The sequence below is a fragment of the Dyadobacter sp. HNCC25DJ187 genome, from assembly GCF_056895255.1.
In genome coordinates this window covers 46,703-63,153 of the sequence record NZ_JBXHAT010000005.1, presented here as the reverse complement: position 1 = coordinate 63,153, position 16,451 = coordinate 46,703, and the positions used below count along the sequence as shown (strand labels likewise).

Below are 16,451 nucleotides of genomic sequence, written 5' to 3'. Positions count from 1 at the left end.
GTCATGGAATTTAATGAAAACCAAACACAAGTAGCTCAGGTGATCGATAAGCCGGCGCCGACAGCAACACCAGAACTGATCAACGGTTCTCATGCATTGATCCAATCATTGATTGCGGAAGGTGTCGAAACAATTTTCGGATATCCGGGCGGAGCAATTATGCCTGTTTATGATGCGATTTACGATTATCAAGAGCAGGTGAATCACATTCTGGTACGTCACGAGCAGGGTGCCGCGCACGCAGCGGAAGGATTTGCCCGTATTAGTGGTAAGGTAGGTGTATGTTTGGCAACATCCGGCCCAGGCGCTACAAACTTGGTTACCGGAATTGCAGATGCAATTATCGACTCAACACCAGTGGTATGTATTGTGGGTCAGGTTGGATCACATTTGCTGGGTACAGACGCATTTCAGGAAACTGATATTATCGGCGTAACTATTCCGATCACAAAATGGAATTACCAGATTACCAATCCTGACGAAATTCCGGAGATAATAGCAAAGGCATTTTATATAGCAAAATCCGGTCGTCCGGGTCCGGTATTGATTGACATCACAAAGGATGCGCAGCAAAAACTGATGTCCAGGCCTTTCACTTATAAGCAGTGCGAGAAGTTACTAAGCTACCGTCCTCGTCTTGCTCCGAAAGAAGAACAAATTACTGCTGCAGCTAAGCTTATCAATACTGCAAAACGTCCGTTTTTGTTTTTTGGCCATGGCGTACAAATCGCTGGCGCTGAACACGAATTGTTACAATTCATTGAAAAGACAGATATTCCTGCGGCGTCGACTCTTTTGGGTCTTTCATCCGTTTCTGTAGATCACCCCAATTATGTAGGATGGCTGGGTATGCATGGCAACTACGGCACTAACGTACTTACCAATCAGTGTGACCTGATCATTGCAATTGGTATGCGCTTTGATGACCGTGTAACCGGTGACTTGAGCCGTTATGCCAAACAGGCCAAAGTAATACACATAGAGATCGATCCCGCAGAGATTGATAAGATCAAAAAAGCAGATGCACCTGTTGTAGGTGATGCCAAAATAGCACTCGAACTGTTATTACCTTTGGTAAATGAAAATAATCATGAAGCATGGAGAGCAGAGTTTGAGAAATTCGATGCGATTGAGGATGAAAAAATTACCCAGCCAGAACTTGCACCTACGACTGAAAAAATCAAAATGGCGGAGGTAATCCGTACATTATCAGACAAAACGCAAGGACAGGCAGTAGTGGTAGCGGATGTAGGCCAGCACCAGATGATGACAGCCCGTTATTATCAGTTCAAAAGACCTAATTCTTTCATCACTTCCGGAGGATTAGGCACCATGGGCTATGCTCTACCAGCAGCATTCGGCGCAAAAGTAGGTGCTCCCGATCGTGAAGTTGTGACGATTATCGGTGACGGTTGCTTCCAGATGACTATCCAGGAATTAGGAACAATCGCTCAAAGCGGTCTTCCTGTTAAGATTATCATTCTGAATAACAATTTCTTAGGGATGGTTCGCCAATGGCAACAGCTTTTCCACCAGAAACGCTATTCATTTGTGGAACTTCAAAATCCTGATTTTATCACCATTGCGAAAGGTTTTGGAATAGACGGACATACCTGTGGAGCAAGAGAAGATTTGAACGATTCGCTTGATAAAATGCTGGCTTCCGACAAACCATATCTATTGGAAGTATTGGTGGAAAAAGAAGAGAACGTGTTCCCGATGGTGCCAACTGGCGCTTGTGTTGCGGATATAAGACTTGAATAATGTAGTATGGATCATTTAAGTGCCTTTACATTTTCACAAGAATTTTAAAAACTATGACAGCGTACACCATTTGTGTCTTTACCGAAAATACCATTGGTATCCTCAACAAGATCACAACCATATTTACAAGGCGCAGAATTAATATCGACAGCCTGACTGTATCCGAGACAGAGCGTAAGGGTATTTCCCGGTTTACTATCGTCATTCGTCATGAGTCGCGGGAAGCAGTAGAAAAACTAGTTCGTCAGATCCGTAAAGTGATCGAAGTACTGGCTGTGTTCGGATACCTGAACGAGGACATCGCATACAACGAGATTGCTATGTTCAAAATCCCCACGCCTATCGGCGCTAAACCGCTTGATATTGAAACCATTAATAAGGTGCACAAAGCATGGGTTGTTTACTGGCACCTTACTTACGTGATCATTCAGAAGACAGGTACAGAAGAAGAAATTTTCGAATTCTTCGACTATATCAAACCACATGGCATCCTTGAATTTGTAAGATCCGGACGTGTGGCAGTAAGCAAATCTCCTCAAACACTGGTAGATTATCTACCTGAAGCTGAGTGGGAGTATTACCAATAGGCTTTTCATTTTTAGTAATATTGTTTTTAAATCGAGTAATTAATTAATCCAATCAATAATCAATGGCAAAATTAAATTTCGGCGGGGTCGAAGAAGAAGTAGTAACCCGTGAAGAATTTCCACTTGAAAAAGCGCGTGAAGTACTTTCTACTGAAACTATCGCTGTAATCGGTTACGGTGTACAGGGTCCTGGTCAAAGCCTTAACATGCGTGACAACGGATTCAATGTAATCGTTGGACAACGTAAAGGTGGAAAATCATGGGATAAAGCAGTTGCAGACGGATGGGTTCCTGGTGAAACTCTTTTCGAACTTGAAGAAGCTTTGGCAAAAGGAACAATCATTTGCTACCTTCTTTCTGATGCAGCTCAAATCGAACTTTGGCCTACCGTTAAAGCAAATCTTACTGCCGGAAAATCACTTTATTTCTCACACGGTTTCGGTGTAACTTATAAAGATCAGACTGGTATCGTTCCTCCTGCTGACGTAGATGTATATCTTGTGGCTCCAAAAGGATCAGGAACTTCACTTCGTCGTTTGTTCGTAGAAGGAAAAGGATTGAACTCATCTTTCGCTGTGTTCCAGGATGCAACTGGCAAAGCACGTGAAAAATGTATCGCAATGGGTATTGGTGTTGGTTCAGGATATTTGTTCGAAACTGATTTCTACCGTGAAGTAACTTCTGACCTTACAGGTGAGCGTGGTACTTTGATGGGTGCTATCCAGGGTATCTTCGCTGCTCAGTATGAAGTACTTCGTTCAAACGGACACTCGCCATCAGAAGCTTTCAATGAAACAGTTGAAGAATTGACTCAATCATTGATGCCTCTTGTTGCTGAAAATGGCATGGACTGGATGTATGCGAACTGCTCTACTACAGCTCAACGTGGTGCTCTTGACTGGTGGAAGCCTTTCCGTGACGCTACCAAGCCTGTTTTCGAACAACTTTATAACTCTGTAAAATCCGGAGAGCAAGCTAACATCTCTATCACTCGTAATTCACAAGCTGACTACCGCGTGAAATTGGAAGAAGAATTGGCTGAACTTCGTGAATCAGAAATGTGGAGAGCTGGCCAAACTGTACGTAGCCTACGTCCGGAAAACAGCTAGTTTTAAAAACTATCTCAATATACATGTACCCCTGAGCTTTTGGTTTAGGGGTACTTTTGTTATTTGCTCATGAAGTTTGACAACAATGGATACATATTTCCATACAAACCACACAAACTAACTATCCATGAGTTTGAATTGATTTTTGGATCCGATGAACATCGTAAATTCCTCCTTTCAAAGCTATTTCAATTCATGGTCGAACTCAAACAGATAACTACAGATGATGTCGTGTCTTGGATTGATGGCAGTTTCGTAACTCAGAAGAACGAACCTAATGACATAGATGTTGTCGTTTTTGTTAATTTTCAATACTTTAAATCGAAAGAGAATCAACTAACCACTTTAAAAGAGAGGCAGGAATTAGTAGATTTGTATTACGTGAAAGTCTTTCCAGAGGATCATCCGAATTGTCATTTAACAAAACTTGATAAATTAGACTGGCTTCATTTTTTCACGACGGATAGAAAGAATAAAAGGAAAGGATTCATTGAACTAACATTTTGATCATGGAAATTATTGATGAACTTGAAATAGAAATTTTTCATACCCTTGAAAAAATCCGTCGTGTCGAAAGCATGATTAAAAGGCATGTCGACTCTGGATCGGAAGATCTAATTACCAACCAATACATTTCCCTTAAAAAAGAACTGTCGCAACAATTAGCAGACTTACTATCTCAAGCAACCAACGCTAAGGTTCAGATTGCTGCATAAAGAACCTTTATTTCATATGTCTCCCACTCTCGACAATATTTTCCTAGCTGCTGAACGGCTCCGGGGAATCATAAACCACACTCCATTACTATACAATGCCCATTTATCCGAACAATATGAAGCTAATATTTACCTGAAAAGGGAAGATTTGCAGACGGTTCGTTCTTATAAAATCAGGGGGGCTTATAACAAAATGGCTAGTATTGGAGCCGAAGCGCTGGCTGGCGGCGTAGTATGTGCAAGTGCAGGAAATCATGCTCAGGGCGTTGCCTACGCATGTCGTAAAATGCAGGTAAAGGGAGCGATCTTTATGCCCACAACAACACCTGCTCAAAAAATAAAACAGGTTCGTCTTTTTGGAAAAGAATGGGTAGATGTACTGCTCGTAGGTGACACTTACGACGATGCCTATCATGCATCCGTTGTTTATCAAAAAGCCAACAACGCTACTTTTGTCCATCCTTTTGATGATCTTCAGGTAATTGAAGGACAGGGAACGGTAGGTTTGGAAATTTTTAAAGATGCCGATTTCAAGATTGACTATATGCTTATGGCGATTGGAGGCGGAGGATTGGCATCTGGTATATCAACAGTATTCAAGCAATTATCTCCGAAAACAAAGCTTATTGGCGTAGAACCAGCAGGTTCTCCCACTATGCAGGCATCAATTGCAAATGGTGCAGTACTTACCCTCGATCATATCGATAAGTTCGTGGATGGTGCTGCTGTTCGCCGCGCCGGAAATATTACATTTGATATATGCAGTAAAAGTCTGGATGACGTTTTACTCATTCCGGAAGGAAAAGTTTGTTCTACCATTCTCCAGCTGTATAACGAAGAAGCCATCGTGGCCGAACCAGCGGGTGCACTAACCGTAGCCGCCCTGGATTTTGTGAAGGATGAAATCAAAGGTAAAAATGTGGTTGCACTCATCAGCGGAGGCAATAACGATATTACAAGAACAGAAGAAATTAAAGAGCGTTCGCTGCTATACGAGGGACTGAAACACTATTTCATCATCCGTTTCCCACAACGTTCCGGTGCATTTCGTGAATTTTTGAATGTTCTTGGACCTAACGATGATATTGCAAGATTTGAGTACGTTAAGAAAAACAATAAAGAACAGGGCCCCGCGCTGGTTGGAATTGAGCTGAAATACAGGAAAGATTTTGAACCACTTATCTCTCGCATGGACGAAAACAAGGTTGTTTACGAATACCTGAACGACCAGCAGGATTTATTTCAGTTTTTAGTATAAGGCTCAAATGCCGTAGGCATGAAATATCGGTAGCAATATCAACCCAACGGTTTATAAAATGCTGTCAGGCATCAACATTTTTAATGATCAATATTTCGTCGCTACAAGATTGCTACGCGTCCCATCCGATATCAGCTCATCCGAATTTGAATCCTTAAAGATTCAGGATATGACTTTTGTTGCCTATCGCAACGAAGTATATCCATCCAAATACGAAGTGTTTTTTGAAGAACATGCAGTAATCGTAGTATTAGAAGGAGAAAAAAAATTCAGTAGTCCGACACAGGAAGTGTATGTCGAAAAAGGGGATATTCTATTCGTACAACGCGGTTTTTACCTGATGTCGGAATCGATCAATGAGTCTTATAAAAGCCTGGTTTTCTTTTTTGATGAAAAATTGCTGAAAGAATTTGTAAATCTTCATCCCGAATTATTCAATCCGGAAGAAACTTTAACAATTCTTGAAAATCCGATACTACCATTGAAATCAGACGAAAATTTCGAAAAATTTATTCAGTCTGTGTTCCCCTACTTCCGCTCCCGAACAGAGTTAAAGAATCATTTCCTCCGTCTGAAATTTCAGGAGCTACTACTTCATTTGTTGGAATTGGATGTATCAAAGAGGCTAAGAGCAAATTTATATAGCCTGTACATTGGCGAAAAAGTAGATCTTTCATTCCTGATGAACAGCTATTACCTGAAACCTCTGACCTTAAATGAGCTTGCAAGGTTATCTGGTCGTAGCCTCTCCGCATTTAAACGTGATTTCCAGGAAGAATTCAAAACTTCCCCCGCCTTATGGCTCAAAAATAAACGTCTTGACTACGCAGATTTCCTACTAAGAAACAATTCCAAAAATGTCAGTGAAATCAGTACAGAGATTGGCTATGAAAGCGTTTCGCACTTTATTAAAACGTACAAGGAAAAGTTTGGGGTGACACCGAAGAGGCATGTGTGATATCGTTATCATAGCATTTTACCTTTCCATTTTAAAAAAATTCCTAGAAATCAATAAAGATTTTCGCCCAATCGTGCTAACCAAACCAAAATCACTATTTTTTGAACGTTTCCCGTTATACATATCTAAGGTATTCTGGTGAAATTTGTTTCCCTGATTTGAAAAAAGGCTCTGACCTTGCCTAGGGAAATATATTTCACTGCAAATCAGTTAATTATTGTATTAGTTACATATTCACCATAAATTGAGAATGAGTAATCAAGCAAGTACACTGTTTGACAAAGTGTGGGATGCACATGTTGTCCGCAAGATTGAAGATGGTCCGGATGTATTTTTCATCGACCGTCATTTTATCCACGAAGTAACCAGTCCGGTTGCTTTTCTTGGACTGGAAACCAGAAATATCGGTGTTATTTACCCTGAGCGCACTTTCGCAACGGCTGATCACAACACTCCGACGATCAATCAACATCTACCAGTTGCAGATCCACTTTCGGCTAACCAGCTTAAAGCTTTGGAAACTAACTCTGCAAAATATGGTATTTCTCACTGGGGACTGGGTAATGCACGAAATGGTATCGTTCACGTTGTAGGACCAGAAAACGGTATCACACTTCCGGGTATGACCATCGTTTGCGGTGATTCACATACTTCTACCCATGGTGCTTTTGGTGCAATTGCTTTTGGTATCGGTACGTCGGAGGTGGAAATGGTACTTTCTTCGCAATGCATCATGCAGCCAAAGCCAAAGAAAATGCGTGTGAACGTAAATGGCGTATTGGGTAAAGCTGTTACCCCAAAAGATGTTACGTTATATATCATTTCAAAACTGACGACTGCTGGTGCAACGGGTTATTTCGTTGAGTATGCAGGTGATGTATTCCGCAATATGACCATGGAAGGCCGTATGACGGTTTGTAACATGAGTATTGAAATGGGTGCACGGGGTGGCATGATTGCTCCGGATCAAACTACATTTGACTACATCGAAGGCCGCGAACAAGCTCCGAAAGGCGAGAAATGGGATAAAGCACTTGCTTACTGGAAAACATTGGTAACGGATGAAGATGCTACATTCGATAAGGAGTATACCTTCGATGCGGCTGATATTGAACCCATGATCACCTATGGAACCAATCCGGGTATGGGTCAGGGAATTTCGTTAAATATCCCTACTGCTGAGCAGGTTGAAGGTGGTAAAGCTACCTATGACAAGTCACTGAATTACATGGGCTTTCATGAAAATGAGTCTATGCTAGGCAAAAAAATCGATTACGTATTCATCGGTAGCTGTACCAACGGACGTATTGAAGATTTCCGTGCGTTTGCATCAATTGTAAAAGGCCGCAAAAAAGCGGATAACGTTACTGCCTGGGTTGTTCCGGGTTCTCACATCGTTGAGGCTCAGATCAAAGAAGAAGGAATTCTGGATATTCTTACCGAAGCAGGTTTCGAACTTCGTCAACCAGGTTGCTCAGCATGTCTGGCGATGAACGACGACAAAATCCCAGCCGGCAAATACGCTGTAAGTACCTCAAACAGAAACTTCGAAGGAAGACAAGGCCCGGGAGCCCGTACTTTGCTTGCTAGTCCATTGGTTGCAGCAGCCGCTGCTGTTACAGGTGTTGTAACAGATCCAAGAGAGTTACTTTGAGTGACTTCGGCAGTCGGCTATCGGCTGTCAGACCTTTGCAAATAACACACTATTTCGATAATGAGAGATTTTAGAAAATATGCTGTTTGGGAGCAAAGTCATAAGCTTGAACTTTACAGATTGACTAAGAACTTCCCTCAAGAAGAAAAATTTGGGTCAACTTCTCAAATAAGACGGGCAGGCATTTCGATACCTGCCAATATTTCAGAAGGATGTGGAAAACTAAGCGAAAGAGACTTTGCCCGTTTTCTTGGAATCTCTTTTGGATCTTGTCAGGAAGTTAAATACCTCACACTTTTGGCAAAGGATTTGGATTATCTGAACGAACAAAGCTACGAGCCTCTTTCAATTGAAATAGTGTGTATTAAAAAGCAATTATATCACCTAATTAAAAATTAAACGCCGGAAGTTAACGATGTCCCACTCGGTTACAGCCCGACAGCCGACAGCCGAAAGCCGAAAGCCCCATACAAATGGCATACGATAAATTCACAATATTAAAAAGCACGGCAGTTCCTTTGCCGATTGAAAACGTGGATACGGATCAGATTATCCCTGCACGTTTCCTTAAAGCGACTAAACGCGAAGGATTTGGCGACAATCTTTTCAGAGACTGGCGTTACAACGGTGACGATACTCCTAAGCAGGATTTCGTTCTGAACAATCCGATTTACTCTGGCAAAATCCTTGTTGGCGGACGCAACTTCGGTAGTGGATCTAGTCGTGAGCATGCTGCATGGGCGATTTACGATTACGGATTCCGCTGCGTAGTTTCCAGTTTTTTTGCTGATATCTTTAAAGGTAACTCTTTGAATATCGGAATTTTACCAGTTCAGGTGAGTGAAGCATTTCTCGATAAAATTTTCCAGGCAATAGAAGCGGATCCAAATGCTGAACTGGAAGTGAATCTTCCGGAGCAAACCATTACGCTGGTTGCAACAGGAGAACAGGAATCTTTCGCGATCAATGGTTACAAAAAGCACAATATGACCAATGGCTTTGATGATATTGACTACCTGCAAGCGATGAAAAGTGAAATTGAGGAATTTGAAGCAGCGAGAATTTATTAAATGGCTATCGGCTATCGGCTGTCGGCTGTCGACTTTTCTGTCGATACAGCCGATAGTTGATAGCCGACGGCCGAAAGCTTCCTTATGACCAGACGCTATATTGAAATCATGGACACGACACTTCGCGATGGTGAGCAAACCAGCGGTGTGTCGTTTTCTGCTTCGGAAAAATTGACCATTGCCCAGCTTCTTTTACAAGAGGTGAAGGTGGATCGTATTGAAATTGCCTCTGCACGTGTGTCGGAAGGTGAGTTTCAGGCAGTAAAAAAAATCACCGAATGGGCGAAGGCGAATGGATTTCTTGATAAAATCGAAGTGCTTACATTTGTTGACGGAGATGCTTCGATAAACTGGATGCTCGAGTCCGGCGCGCGGGTAATGAATCTGCTCACAAAAGGCTCACTCAATCACCTTACGCATCAGCTTAAAAAGCAGCCTGCAGAACATTTTGAAGACATCAGGAAAGTCATTGAACTCGCGCAGGTTTCCGGTATAGACTGCAATGTATATATGGAAGACTGGAGTAACGGAATGCGGAGCTCGAAAGAGTACGTTTTCCAGGCGCTGGATTTTCTTTGTACGATGCCTGTCAAACGCATTTTGCTGCCAGACACACTGGGGATATTAACGCCGTCCGAATCGTACGAGTTTGTAAAATCCATTGTGGATCGTTATCCAAATTGCCGTTTTGAATTTCATGCCCATAATGATTACGACCTGAGCGTTGCCAATGTAATGGAAGCATTGCGAGCCGGTGTACACGGACTTCATCTCACTGTAAATGGTATGGGTGAAAGAACCGGAAATGCTCCGTTGGCAAGTACAATTGCAGTGATTAATGATTTCATGCCCGAGCTTGAGACATTAGTGAATGAAAAATCTTTGTATTCTGTAAGCAAATTGGTTGAAACATTCTCCGGAATAAGGATTCCTTCCAATAAGCCTATTGTTGGAGAGAGCGTGTTTACACAAACTGCTGGTATCCACGCAGATGGAGACAAAAAAAACAATCTGTATTTTAGCAGACTGATGCCTGAGCGATTTGGTCGTCTTCGATCGTATGCTCTGGGAAAAACATCGGGAAAAGCCAATATCGAGAATAATCTTCGTGACCTGGGCATCACTCTTGCCGATGCTGATCTGAAAAAAGTAACGCAGCGGATCATTGAGCTGGGCGACAGAAAGGAGGCCGTTACGCCAGAGGATCTTCCTTACATCATTTCCGATGTATTGGATAGTAACGCCATCGAAGAAAAGGTTGTTATCGTAAACTATGTCCTTACACATTCTAAAAATCTGAAACCTTCCGCTACTTTACAAATTCGGTTTGGCGACGAAATTTTCGAAGAAAGTGCACAGGGCGACGGTCAGTACGATGCCTTTATGAATGCATTGAAAAAAATCTACAGCAAAAAGGAAATCAATTTACCGATGCTAACAGATTACGCAGTACGCATTCCGCCAGGCGGAAAAACTGATGCCCTTTGTGAAACGATCATTACCTGGGAAATCAATGGCAAGGATGTAAAAACAAGAGGCCTGGACTCTGATCAGACAGTTTCAGCCATTATGGCAACGCAAAAGATGCTGAATTTAATAAGTACTGTGGAAGAGTCTAAAACATCTATAATGCCACTGATTGCAGCTGAATAAGGTATATTTGTATGCAACGAGAAGTTTAGAAGTATGGAAAAGCAACAAATTTATCAAAATTTAAAAACCCATCTCTTGAAGAATAATATTACCAGAGCTGCTGTTTTTGGATCCTTTGCACGTAACGAAGAGACGGACAAAAGTGATATTGATGTGCTTATAGAAGTAAAGAACATGACCATGTTTGATATACTTCGCCTGGAAGATGAACTTCAAAATATTTGTCAGAGAAAAATAGACTTGGTAGAATACAAGGCTGTAAAGTCATCCATTAAAAAGTACGTTTTTTCTGATCTTGTAGAATTGATATGAAGCGCGACGATGATGTGTATGTACTGGACATTATTGATTCGATCGAAATCATAATTAGTTATACAGAAGAAAAATCAGCGTTAGATTTCGAAACAAACATAATGTTGCAAGATGCAGTGTACCGCCGGTTGGAAATAATCGGCTAAGCAGCCACAAAAATTTCGGACACCTTCAAGGATCAGCATCCGGAAATTGAATGGAAACTCATGAAACTGATGCGAAATAAACTGATACATGAATACTTTGGTATTTCATCAACAACAGTTTATGCCACTATTACCGAGGATATTCCGACACTACTTTTTAAATTAAAATCAATATAATTCATTAATGAAGAAGCATATTCTAATTGTTCCCGGTGATGGTATCGGGCAGGAAGTTACAGAAGTTGGTAAAAAAGTTTTAGAGAAAATCGCTGCCAAATTCGGTCACGAGTTTACTTATGACGAAGCACTGATTGGCCATGTGGCGATTGAAGCAACAGGAAATCCGCTTCCTGACGAAACGCTTGAAAAAATGAGAGCTTCTGACGCCGTTCTTTTCGGAGCAGTCGGTCACCCAAAATACGATAACGATCCAAGTGCAAAAGTGCGTCCGGAACAAGGACTTCTGAAAATGCGCAAGGAACTTGGTTTGTATGCCAACCTTCGTCCAATTAAATTGTTCGATGAGTTACTTGGTGCATCTTCTATCAAACCGGAAATTTTGAAAGGATCGGATATTCTTTTCTTCCGTGAACTTACCGGTGATATTTATTTCGGAGAAAAAGGTCGCAAAAACGATGGCGACACAGCTTACGACATTGCAGAATACAGCCGTTATGAGGTAGAACGTATTGCACGTAAAGCCTTTGATGCAGCTCGTACACGTCGTAAAAAACTTTGCTCTGTAGATAAAGCAAACGTTTTGGAAACTAGCCGCTTGTGGAGAGAGGTAGTTCAGAAATTAGCTCCTGAGTATCCGGACGTTGAAGTTGAACACCAATTTGTCGATTCAGCTGCCATGATGCTGATCAAAGATCCTAAGCGTTTTGACGTAGTAGTGACTGCCAATCTGTTCGGAGACATCCTTACGGACGAAGCAAGTCAGATCGCTGGCTCAATGGGTATGCTGGCATCTGCTTCTGTAGGTGACAGCACAGGCGTTTACGAGCCTATCCACGGTTCGGCTCACGACATTACTGGTAAGGGCATCGCAAACCCATTGGCGTCTGTGCTTTCAGCTGCACTTCTTCTTGATATTTCCTTTGGTTTGAAAGAAGAGTCCGACGCAATTATCGCAGCTGTTGACAAACTTCTAAAAGATGGTTTCAGAACAAGAGACATCGCTGATGAAACAACTCCTGCTGAAAAAATTCTGAACACGCAAGTAGCTGGTGAAGAGCTTTTAAAGAGAATTTGATTTTTTATAAGTTTTTGCCAAATAATATTTGTTTAAGACAAAACTTATACTTTCTTTGCAGAAGAAAATCGCAGTCAGCGAAATTTCGCAATTCAGATGAACTGATGACATACGGTCAAAATATAAATTTGCTTCTGCTAAGCACTCCATAGGAGTGAGGAAGGTCTAGTTTTGAATCAATCAAAACCCTTTCTCTCAACGGGAAAGGGTTTTATATTGGTCAAAAATTATTAAATTCGTAATTCAAATAATAAAAAAATACCCATTCAAATGAGTAATCGAGTTCAGATCTTCGACACCACCTTAAGGGACGGCGAACAGGTTCCAGGCAGCCAATTAACAACTGAAGAAAAGATAATTGTTGCCAGACAACTCGAAAAACTCGGTGTTGACGTAATCGAAGCAGGGTTTCCAGTGTCCAGTCCCGGTGATTTCCGCTCTGTAGTGGAAATATCTAAAGTTGTTCGGGAACCGATTATTTGTGCGTTGTCAAGAGCAGTAGTAGGCGATATTGATGCAGCAGCCGAAGCACTACAATATGCTAAACGTGGCCGTATACATACTGGTATCGGATCCTCTGATATACACATCCAGCACAAGTTCAATACAACCCGGGAAAAGATCATTGAAAGAGCTATTTCTGCTACCAAGTATGCAAAAGGCAAAGTAGAAGATGTAGAATTCTATTGTGAAGATGCTGGTAGAGCCGATCTTGTATTTCTTGCTCAACTTGTTGAAGCCGTTATAGGAGCCGGGGCAACAGTTGTGAACATTCCCGATACCACGGGTTACTGCCTTCCCGACGAATATGGTAATAAGATCAAGTACATTTTTGAAAATGTAAAAAATATACACAAAGCAACAATTTCTATCCATTGTCATAACGACCTCGGCCTTGCTACCGCAAATTCAATCGCTGGTATCAGCCAGGGAGCACGCCAGGTAGAGGTAACCATTAATGGTATAGGCGAAAGAGCTGGAAATACTTCTCTTGAAGAAGTTGTAATGGCGCTGAACGTTCATAAGGAACTCGGTCTGGAAACTGGCGTAAACACACAGTTTATCTATCCAACAAGTCAGCTCGTTTCAAAAATGATGCGCATGCCTGTACAGGCTAATAAAGCGATTGTTGGCAGAAATGCATTTGCACACAGCTCAGGCATTCACCAGGATGGGCACCTGAAAAATACGCTGAATTACGAAATTATGAATCCACAGGATGTGGGTGTAGACAAGTCGGATATCGTGTTGACAGCGCGTAGCGGCCGTCATGCATTGAAGCATCGCCTGGAGCTTCTTGGATTTTCTTTTGACAAACCAACACTGGACGAGTTGTACACCCGATTCCTGGAAGTGGCAGATGTTAAAAAGGAAGTGAATGACGCAGATCTGGTAGATTTAGCACGTACCGCAATTCCTGTTTAATTAGAATCCTATTAGAAATGCTAATAGCCTGAAAATGAATTTGATGTTTTGAAGATTTTTTTGTAATGTTACGTATTCAATAACATCCATCAGATTACAAAAAGCCCTCGGTGATTCTGACTAAGGGCTTTTTTCTATTTTACAATATGATGGTTCTGTTATTATGTATAAAAACGCGATCATTAAAAACCAGCTTTAAGGCTTTTGACAATACCGCCTTTTCTGTATCTTTTCCGATTGTTGACATATCAGTTGCCGTTTGCCTGTGATCAACTGATTTTACATCCTGAGCTATAATTGGCCCCTCGTCCAGGTCATTATTCACAAAATGTGCCGTTGCCCCAATGATCTTCACCCCTCTTTCGTAAGCCTGTCTATATGGATTTGCGCCAATAAATGCCGGTAAGAACGAATGGTGTATATTAATGATCCGATCTGGAAAGTGATTTACAAATTCAGGCGTGATAATCCGCATATATTTGGCCAGAACCAGATACTCCGGCCGATATACGTCCAGCGTTCGCAAAATCACCTCCTCATGTTCCTCCCGGGTTCTATTCTCATGAGAAATAAAATGAAATGGTATACCGAATTTACTTACCAGCGGTTGAAGCGTATTATAGTTACTTACTACAGCCAGAATGGTTGCATCCAATTCATCAAATGCATATCGAATTAGCAGCTCACCCAAACAGTGATGCTCTTTTGTGACCATCAGGACCACATCTTTCTTTTTCTTGGGATTCACCCTCAGATTAATACCTTCCGGAAGTTCCCTGTGCAAGACTTCCAGCAATTCGCTGGCATCTGTTTCACCTTCAAATTCCGTTCGCATGAAAAAATACTTTGATGGACTCACATATTCATCATTTCTGATAATATTCTGGTTATGCTCAAAAAGAATACGTGTTACCTTGTAAATAAGCCCTTTATGATCAGGGCCATCCATCAATAAGATATGGCGTTGGGTCATTATTTAATCTTAAAAATATACTGAACTACTAAATAAAGCATTTTAACCAAAATACTGAAAGATAACCGATTAAAACAACTTATTTGATTTTACAAAGTACAGTGTAACTTATCTGTTCAAAAACATGTTGCATCACCAACAAATTTTCCTAAATAATGGCTGAAAACTTACTCATACCACAAACCACCAACAGATCTGAAATTTATAGTGCCCTGCTTCCTCAGATCACTGCATTAACAGAGACAGAAAGTGATCTGATTGCGAATCTGGCGAACATAGCTGCCGTTCTTAAAGAAGCGTTCGGATTCTTTTGGGTTGGATTTTACATTGCCAAAGAAGGTCAGCTTGTTCTTGGACCTTTCCAGGGACCGCTGGCATGTACCCGCATCCCTTTCCACAAAGGAGTTTGTGGTGCCAGCTTCACCAGAAAGGAAACTATTATTGTTCCTGATGTAGAAGCTTTCCCCGGCCATATTGCTTGTAGTTCCGCATCAAAATCTGAGATCGTGCTTCCTGTTTTTCACAGAAACGGTTCGGTGGCTATGGTTTTGGATGTCGACAGTGATGAGTTAAATGATTTCAGCGAAGTAGATAAACAAGGATTATTACCGATTTTAAGATTGATTGAAAAGAAGCTTTGAGGATTATGCTAAGTACCTTTCCCGAAACAGCTTCATCATATACACATTAATCGCCCATTGATCCGCCAAAGGCTGATTAGTATAGGGTACTGTTGGTAAATAATGAGGAGGACCAAACTCTGTCAGTACGGTAAGTACCTCACCGCTTTTAACCTTGTATTCTACCACTTTGTCCCACCAGGCCAGATGTGCTTTCACGGCTGCAGCCCATTCAGGAGCTCTTGGATCGTTCACTTGCGGCCCTTCTTCGTGGCCTATACGGGTATGAATATGCCCCACCCTGGTCAAAGCTAATTGTACAGTTTCTTCCTGATTAGCCAAAAGGCTCTCATGCACATTGCACCAGTGCGATATATCCAGGGTCAGTTTTAAATCCGGATTTTTTTCAATAAAATTTCTGGTGATATGTGCGGCAAAAAGCATTCTACCCCGATGTGTTTCATGGTAAATCGGAATGCCTGTTTGCGCAGAGATCGCCGTTGTATGATTGATGAACGCTTTGTTTTGCTCATAAGTAAAAAAATCGCGACCACTATGACAGTTAATATAAAGAGGCCTTTTACCAAACTGGCTTGAAGCTGCATTGATCTGATTTTTAAACGATTCCAGATTTTTAGCTGGATTGTCATCGTCTGAGCCGCATAAAAACCCAATTTCCAGATCATATCTGTTTAACGCTGTAAGCAATTCAGCTTGTGCCTGCTTACTGCCAGGCCACCACATTTCTGTCCCGTCATAGCCTTCTTTTTTAATTACAGCACAAAACTCATCCGTAGTTCCTTTGAAACCCCAATTGGTTCCGAATACCTTAAGCGACAACTTATTACCAAACCGAAATGGAGCATTATTTTCCCTGGCAATAGCATCCATTCCTACCAATGCTCCAGCACCTGCAAGTGATGTACTCATAAAATTCCGGCGGTTCATATT

17 protein-coding genes and 1 pseudogene are annotated in these 16,451 nt (G+C 41.6%); 16 read left to right on the top strand and 2 right to left on the bottom strand.

Annotated features, from left to right (window positions below):
• Positions 1-3 precede the first annotated feature (3 nt).
• From ilvB to AC1XUE_RS24705, 15 genes and pseudogenes are all read left to right on the top strand, one after another.
• Positions 4-1,764 (top strand): biosynthetic-type acetolactate synthase large subunit, encoded by a 1,761-nt coding sequence (gene ilvB, locus AC1XUE_RS24775; RefSeq protein WP_483358682.1) that lies wholly within the window; start codon positions 4-6, stop codon positions 1,762-1,764.
• A gap of 53 nt (positions 1,765-1,817) precedes the next feature.
• Positions 1,818-2,351: an acetolactate synthase small subunit gene (gene ilvN, locus AC1XUE_RS24770; protein ID WP_483358681.1), complete on the top strand. Its 534-nt coding sequence runs from the start codon at positions 1,818-1,820 to the stop codon at positions 2,349-2,351.
• A gap of 62 nt (positions 2,352-2,413) precedes the next feature.
• Positions 2,414-3,460, top strand: coding sequence for a ketol-acid reductoisomerase (ilvC, locus tag AC1XUE_RS24765; protein ID WP_483358680.1), 1,047 nt, complete (start codon positions 2,414-2,416; stop codon positions 3,458-3,460).
• Between the two features lie 69 nt (positions 3,461-3,529).
• Entirely contained in the window at positions 3,530-3,967 is a 438-nt protein-coding gene (locus tag AC1XUE_RS24760) for a DUF6932 family protein (RefSeq protein ID WP_483358679.1), read from the top strand.
• A gap of 2 nt (positions 3,968-3,969) precedes the next feature.
• Positions 3,970-4,176 (top strand): hypothetical protein, encoded by a 207-nt coding sequence (locus AC1XUE_RS24755; protein ID WP_483358678.1) that lies wholly within the window; start codon positions 3,970-3,972, stop codon positions 4,174-4,176.
• A 16-nt stretch (positions 4,177-4,192) separates the two neighbouring features.
• A complete protein-coding gene (gene ilvA / locus AC1XUE_RS24750) occupies positions 4,193-5,434 on the top strand; it encodes a threonine ammonia-lyase IlvA (protein WP_483358677.1) in 1,242 nt (413 codons plus the stop codon).
• A gap of 109 nt (positions 5,435-5,543) precedes the next feature.
• Positions 5,544-6,392 (top strand): AraC family transcriptional regulator, encoded by an 849-nt coding sequence (locus AC1XUE_RS24745; protein ID WP_483358769.1) that lies wholly within the window; start codon positions 5,544-5,546, stop codon positions 6,390-6,392.
• 250 nt (positions 6,393-6,642) lie between these two features.
• Positions 6,643-8,046 carry a 3-isopropylmalate dehydratase large subunit gene (leuC, locus tag AC1XUE_RS24740; protein WP_483358676.1) on the top strand — a complete coding sequence of 468 codons (1,404 nt, stop codon included), beginning with the start codon at positions 6,643-6,645 and terminating at the stop codon, positions 8,044-8,046.
• 60 nt (positions 8,047-8,106) lie between these two features.
• Positions 8,107-8,445 (top strand): four helix bundle protein, encoded by a 339-nt coding sequence (locus tag AC1XUE_RS24735; RefSeq protein ID WP_483358675.1) that lies wholly within the window; start codon positions 8,107-8,109, stop codon positions 8,443-8,445.
• A 74-nt stretch (positions 8,446-8,519) separates the two neighbouring features.
• Complete coding sequence (gene leuD, locus AC1XUE_RS24730; RefSeq protein WP_483358674.1) at positions 8,520-9,116, top strand: 3-isopropylmalate dehydratase small subunit; 597 nt, start codon at positions 8,520-8,522, stop codon at positions 9,114-9,116.
• An 84-nt stretch (positions 9,117-9,200) separates the two neighbouring features.
• Entirely contained in the window at positions 9,201-10,769 is a 1,569-nt protein-coding gene (locus tag AC1XUE_RS24725; RefSeq protein WP_483358673.1) for an alpha-isopropylmalate synthase regulatory domain-containing protein, read from the top strand.
• 33 nt (positions 10,770-10,802) lie between these two features.
• A complete protein-coding gene (locus AC1XUE_RS24720; RefSeq protein ID WP_483358672.1) occupies positions 10,803-11,081 on the top strand; it encodes a nucleotidyltransferase family protein in 279 nt (92 codons plus the stop codon).
• Positions 11,078-11,404 (top strand): annotated as a pseudogene (locus AC1XUE_RS24715) (HepT-like ribonuclease domain-containing protein). Before AC1XUE_RS24720 ends, AC1XUE_RS24715 begins: the two are co-directional and overlap by 4 nt.
• Positions 11,405-11,411: 7 nt before the next feature.
• On the top strand, positions 11,412-12,482 hold the full coding sequence (gene leuB, locus AC1XUE_RS24710; protein WP_483358671.1) for a 3-isopropylmalate dehydrogenase: 1,071 nt from the start codon (positions 11,412-11,414) through the stop codon (positions 12,480-12,482).
• 270 nt (positions 12,483-12,752) lie between these two features.
• Positions 12,753-13,907, top strand: a complete 1,155-nt coding sequence (locus AC1XUE_RS24705) for a 2-isopropylmalate synthase (RefSeq protein ID WP_483358670.1) — start codon at positions 12,753-12,755, stop codon at positions 13,905-13,907.
• A 139-nt stretch (positions 13,908-14,046) separates the two neighbouring features.
• Here the strand turns inward: AC1XUE_RS24705 and purU are convergent, their stop codons facing one another.
• A complete protein-coding gene (gene purU, locus AC1XUE_RS24700; protein ID WP_483358669.1) occupies positions 14,047-14,880 on the bottom strand; it encodes a formyltetrahydrofolate deformylase in 834 nt (277 codons plus the stop codon).
• Between the two features lie 155 nt (positions 14,881-15,035).
• Between purU and AC1XUE_RS24695 the strand changes: the two genes are divergently transcribed.
• Positions 15,036-15,521 (top strand): GAF domain-containing protein, encoded by a 486-nt coding sequence (locus AC1XUE_RS24695; RefSeq protein WP_483358668.1) that lies wholly within the window; start codon positions 15,036-15,038, stop codon positions 15,519-15,521.
• Positions 15,522-15,524: 3 nt separating this feature from the next.
• On the opposite strand, the gene AC1XUE_RS24690 is transcribed toward AC1XUE_RS24695, so the two are convergent.
• On the bottom strand, positions 15,525-16,430 hold the full coding sequence (locus AC1XUE_RS24690; RefSeq protein WP_483358667.1) for a sugar phosphate isomerase/epimerase family protein: 906 nt from the start codon (positions 16,428-16,430) through the stop codon (positions 15,525-15,527).
• Positions 16,431-16,451 lie beyond the last annotated feature (21 nt).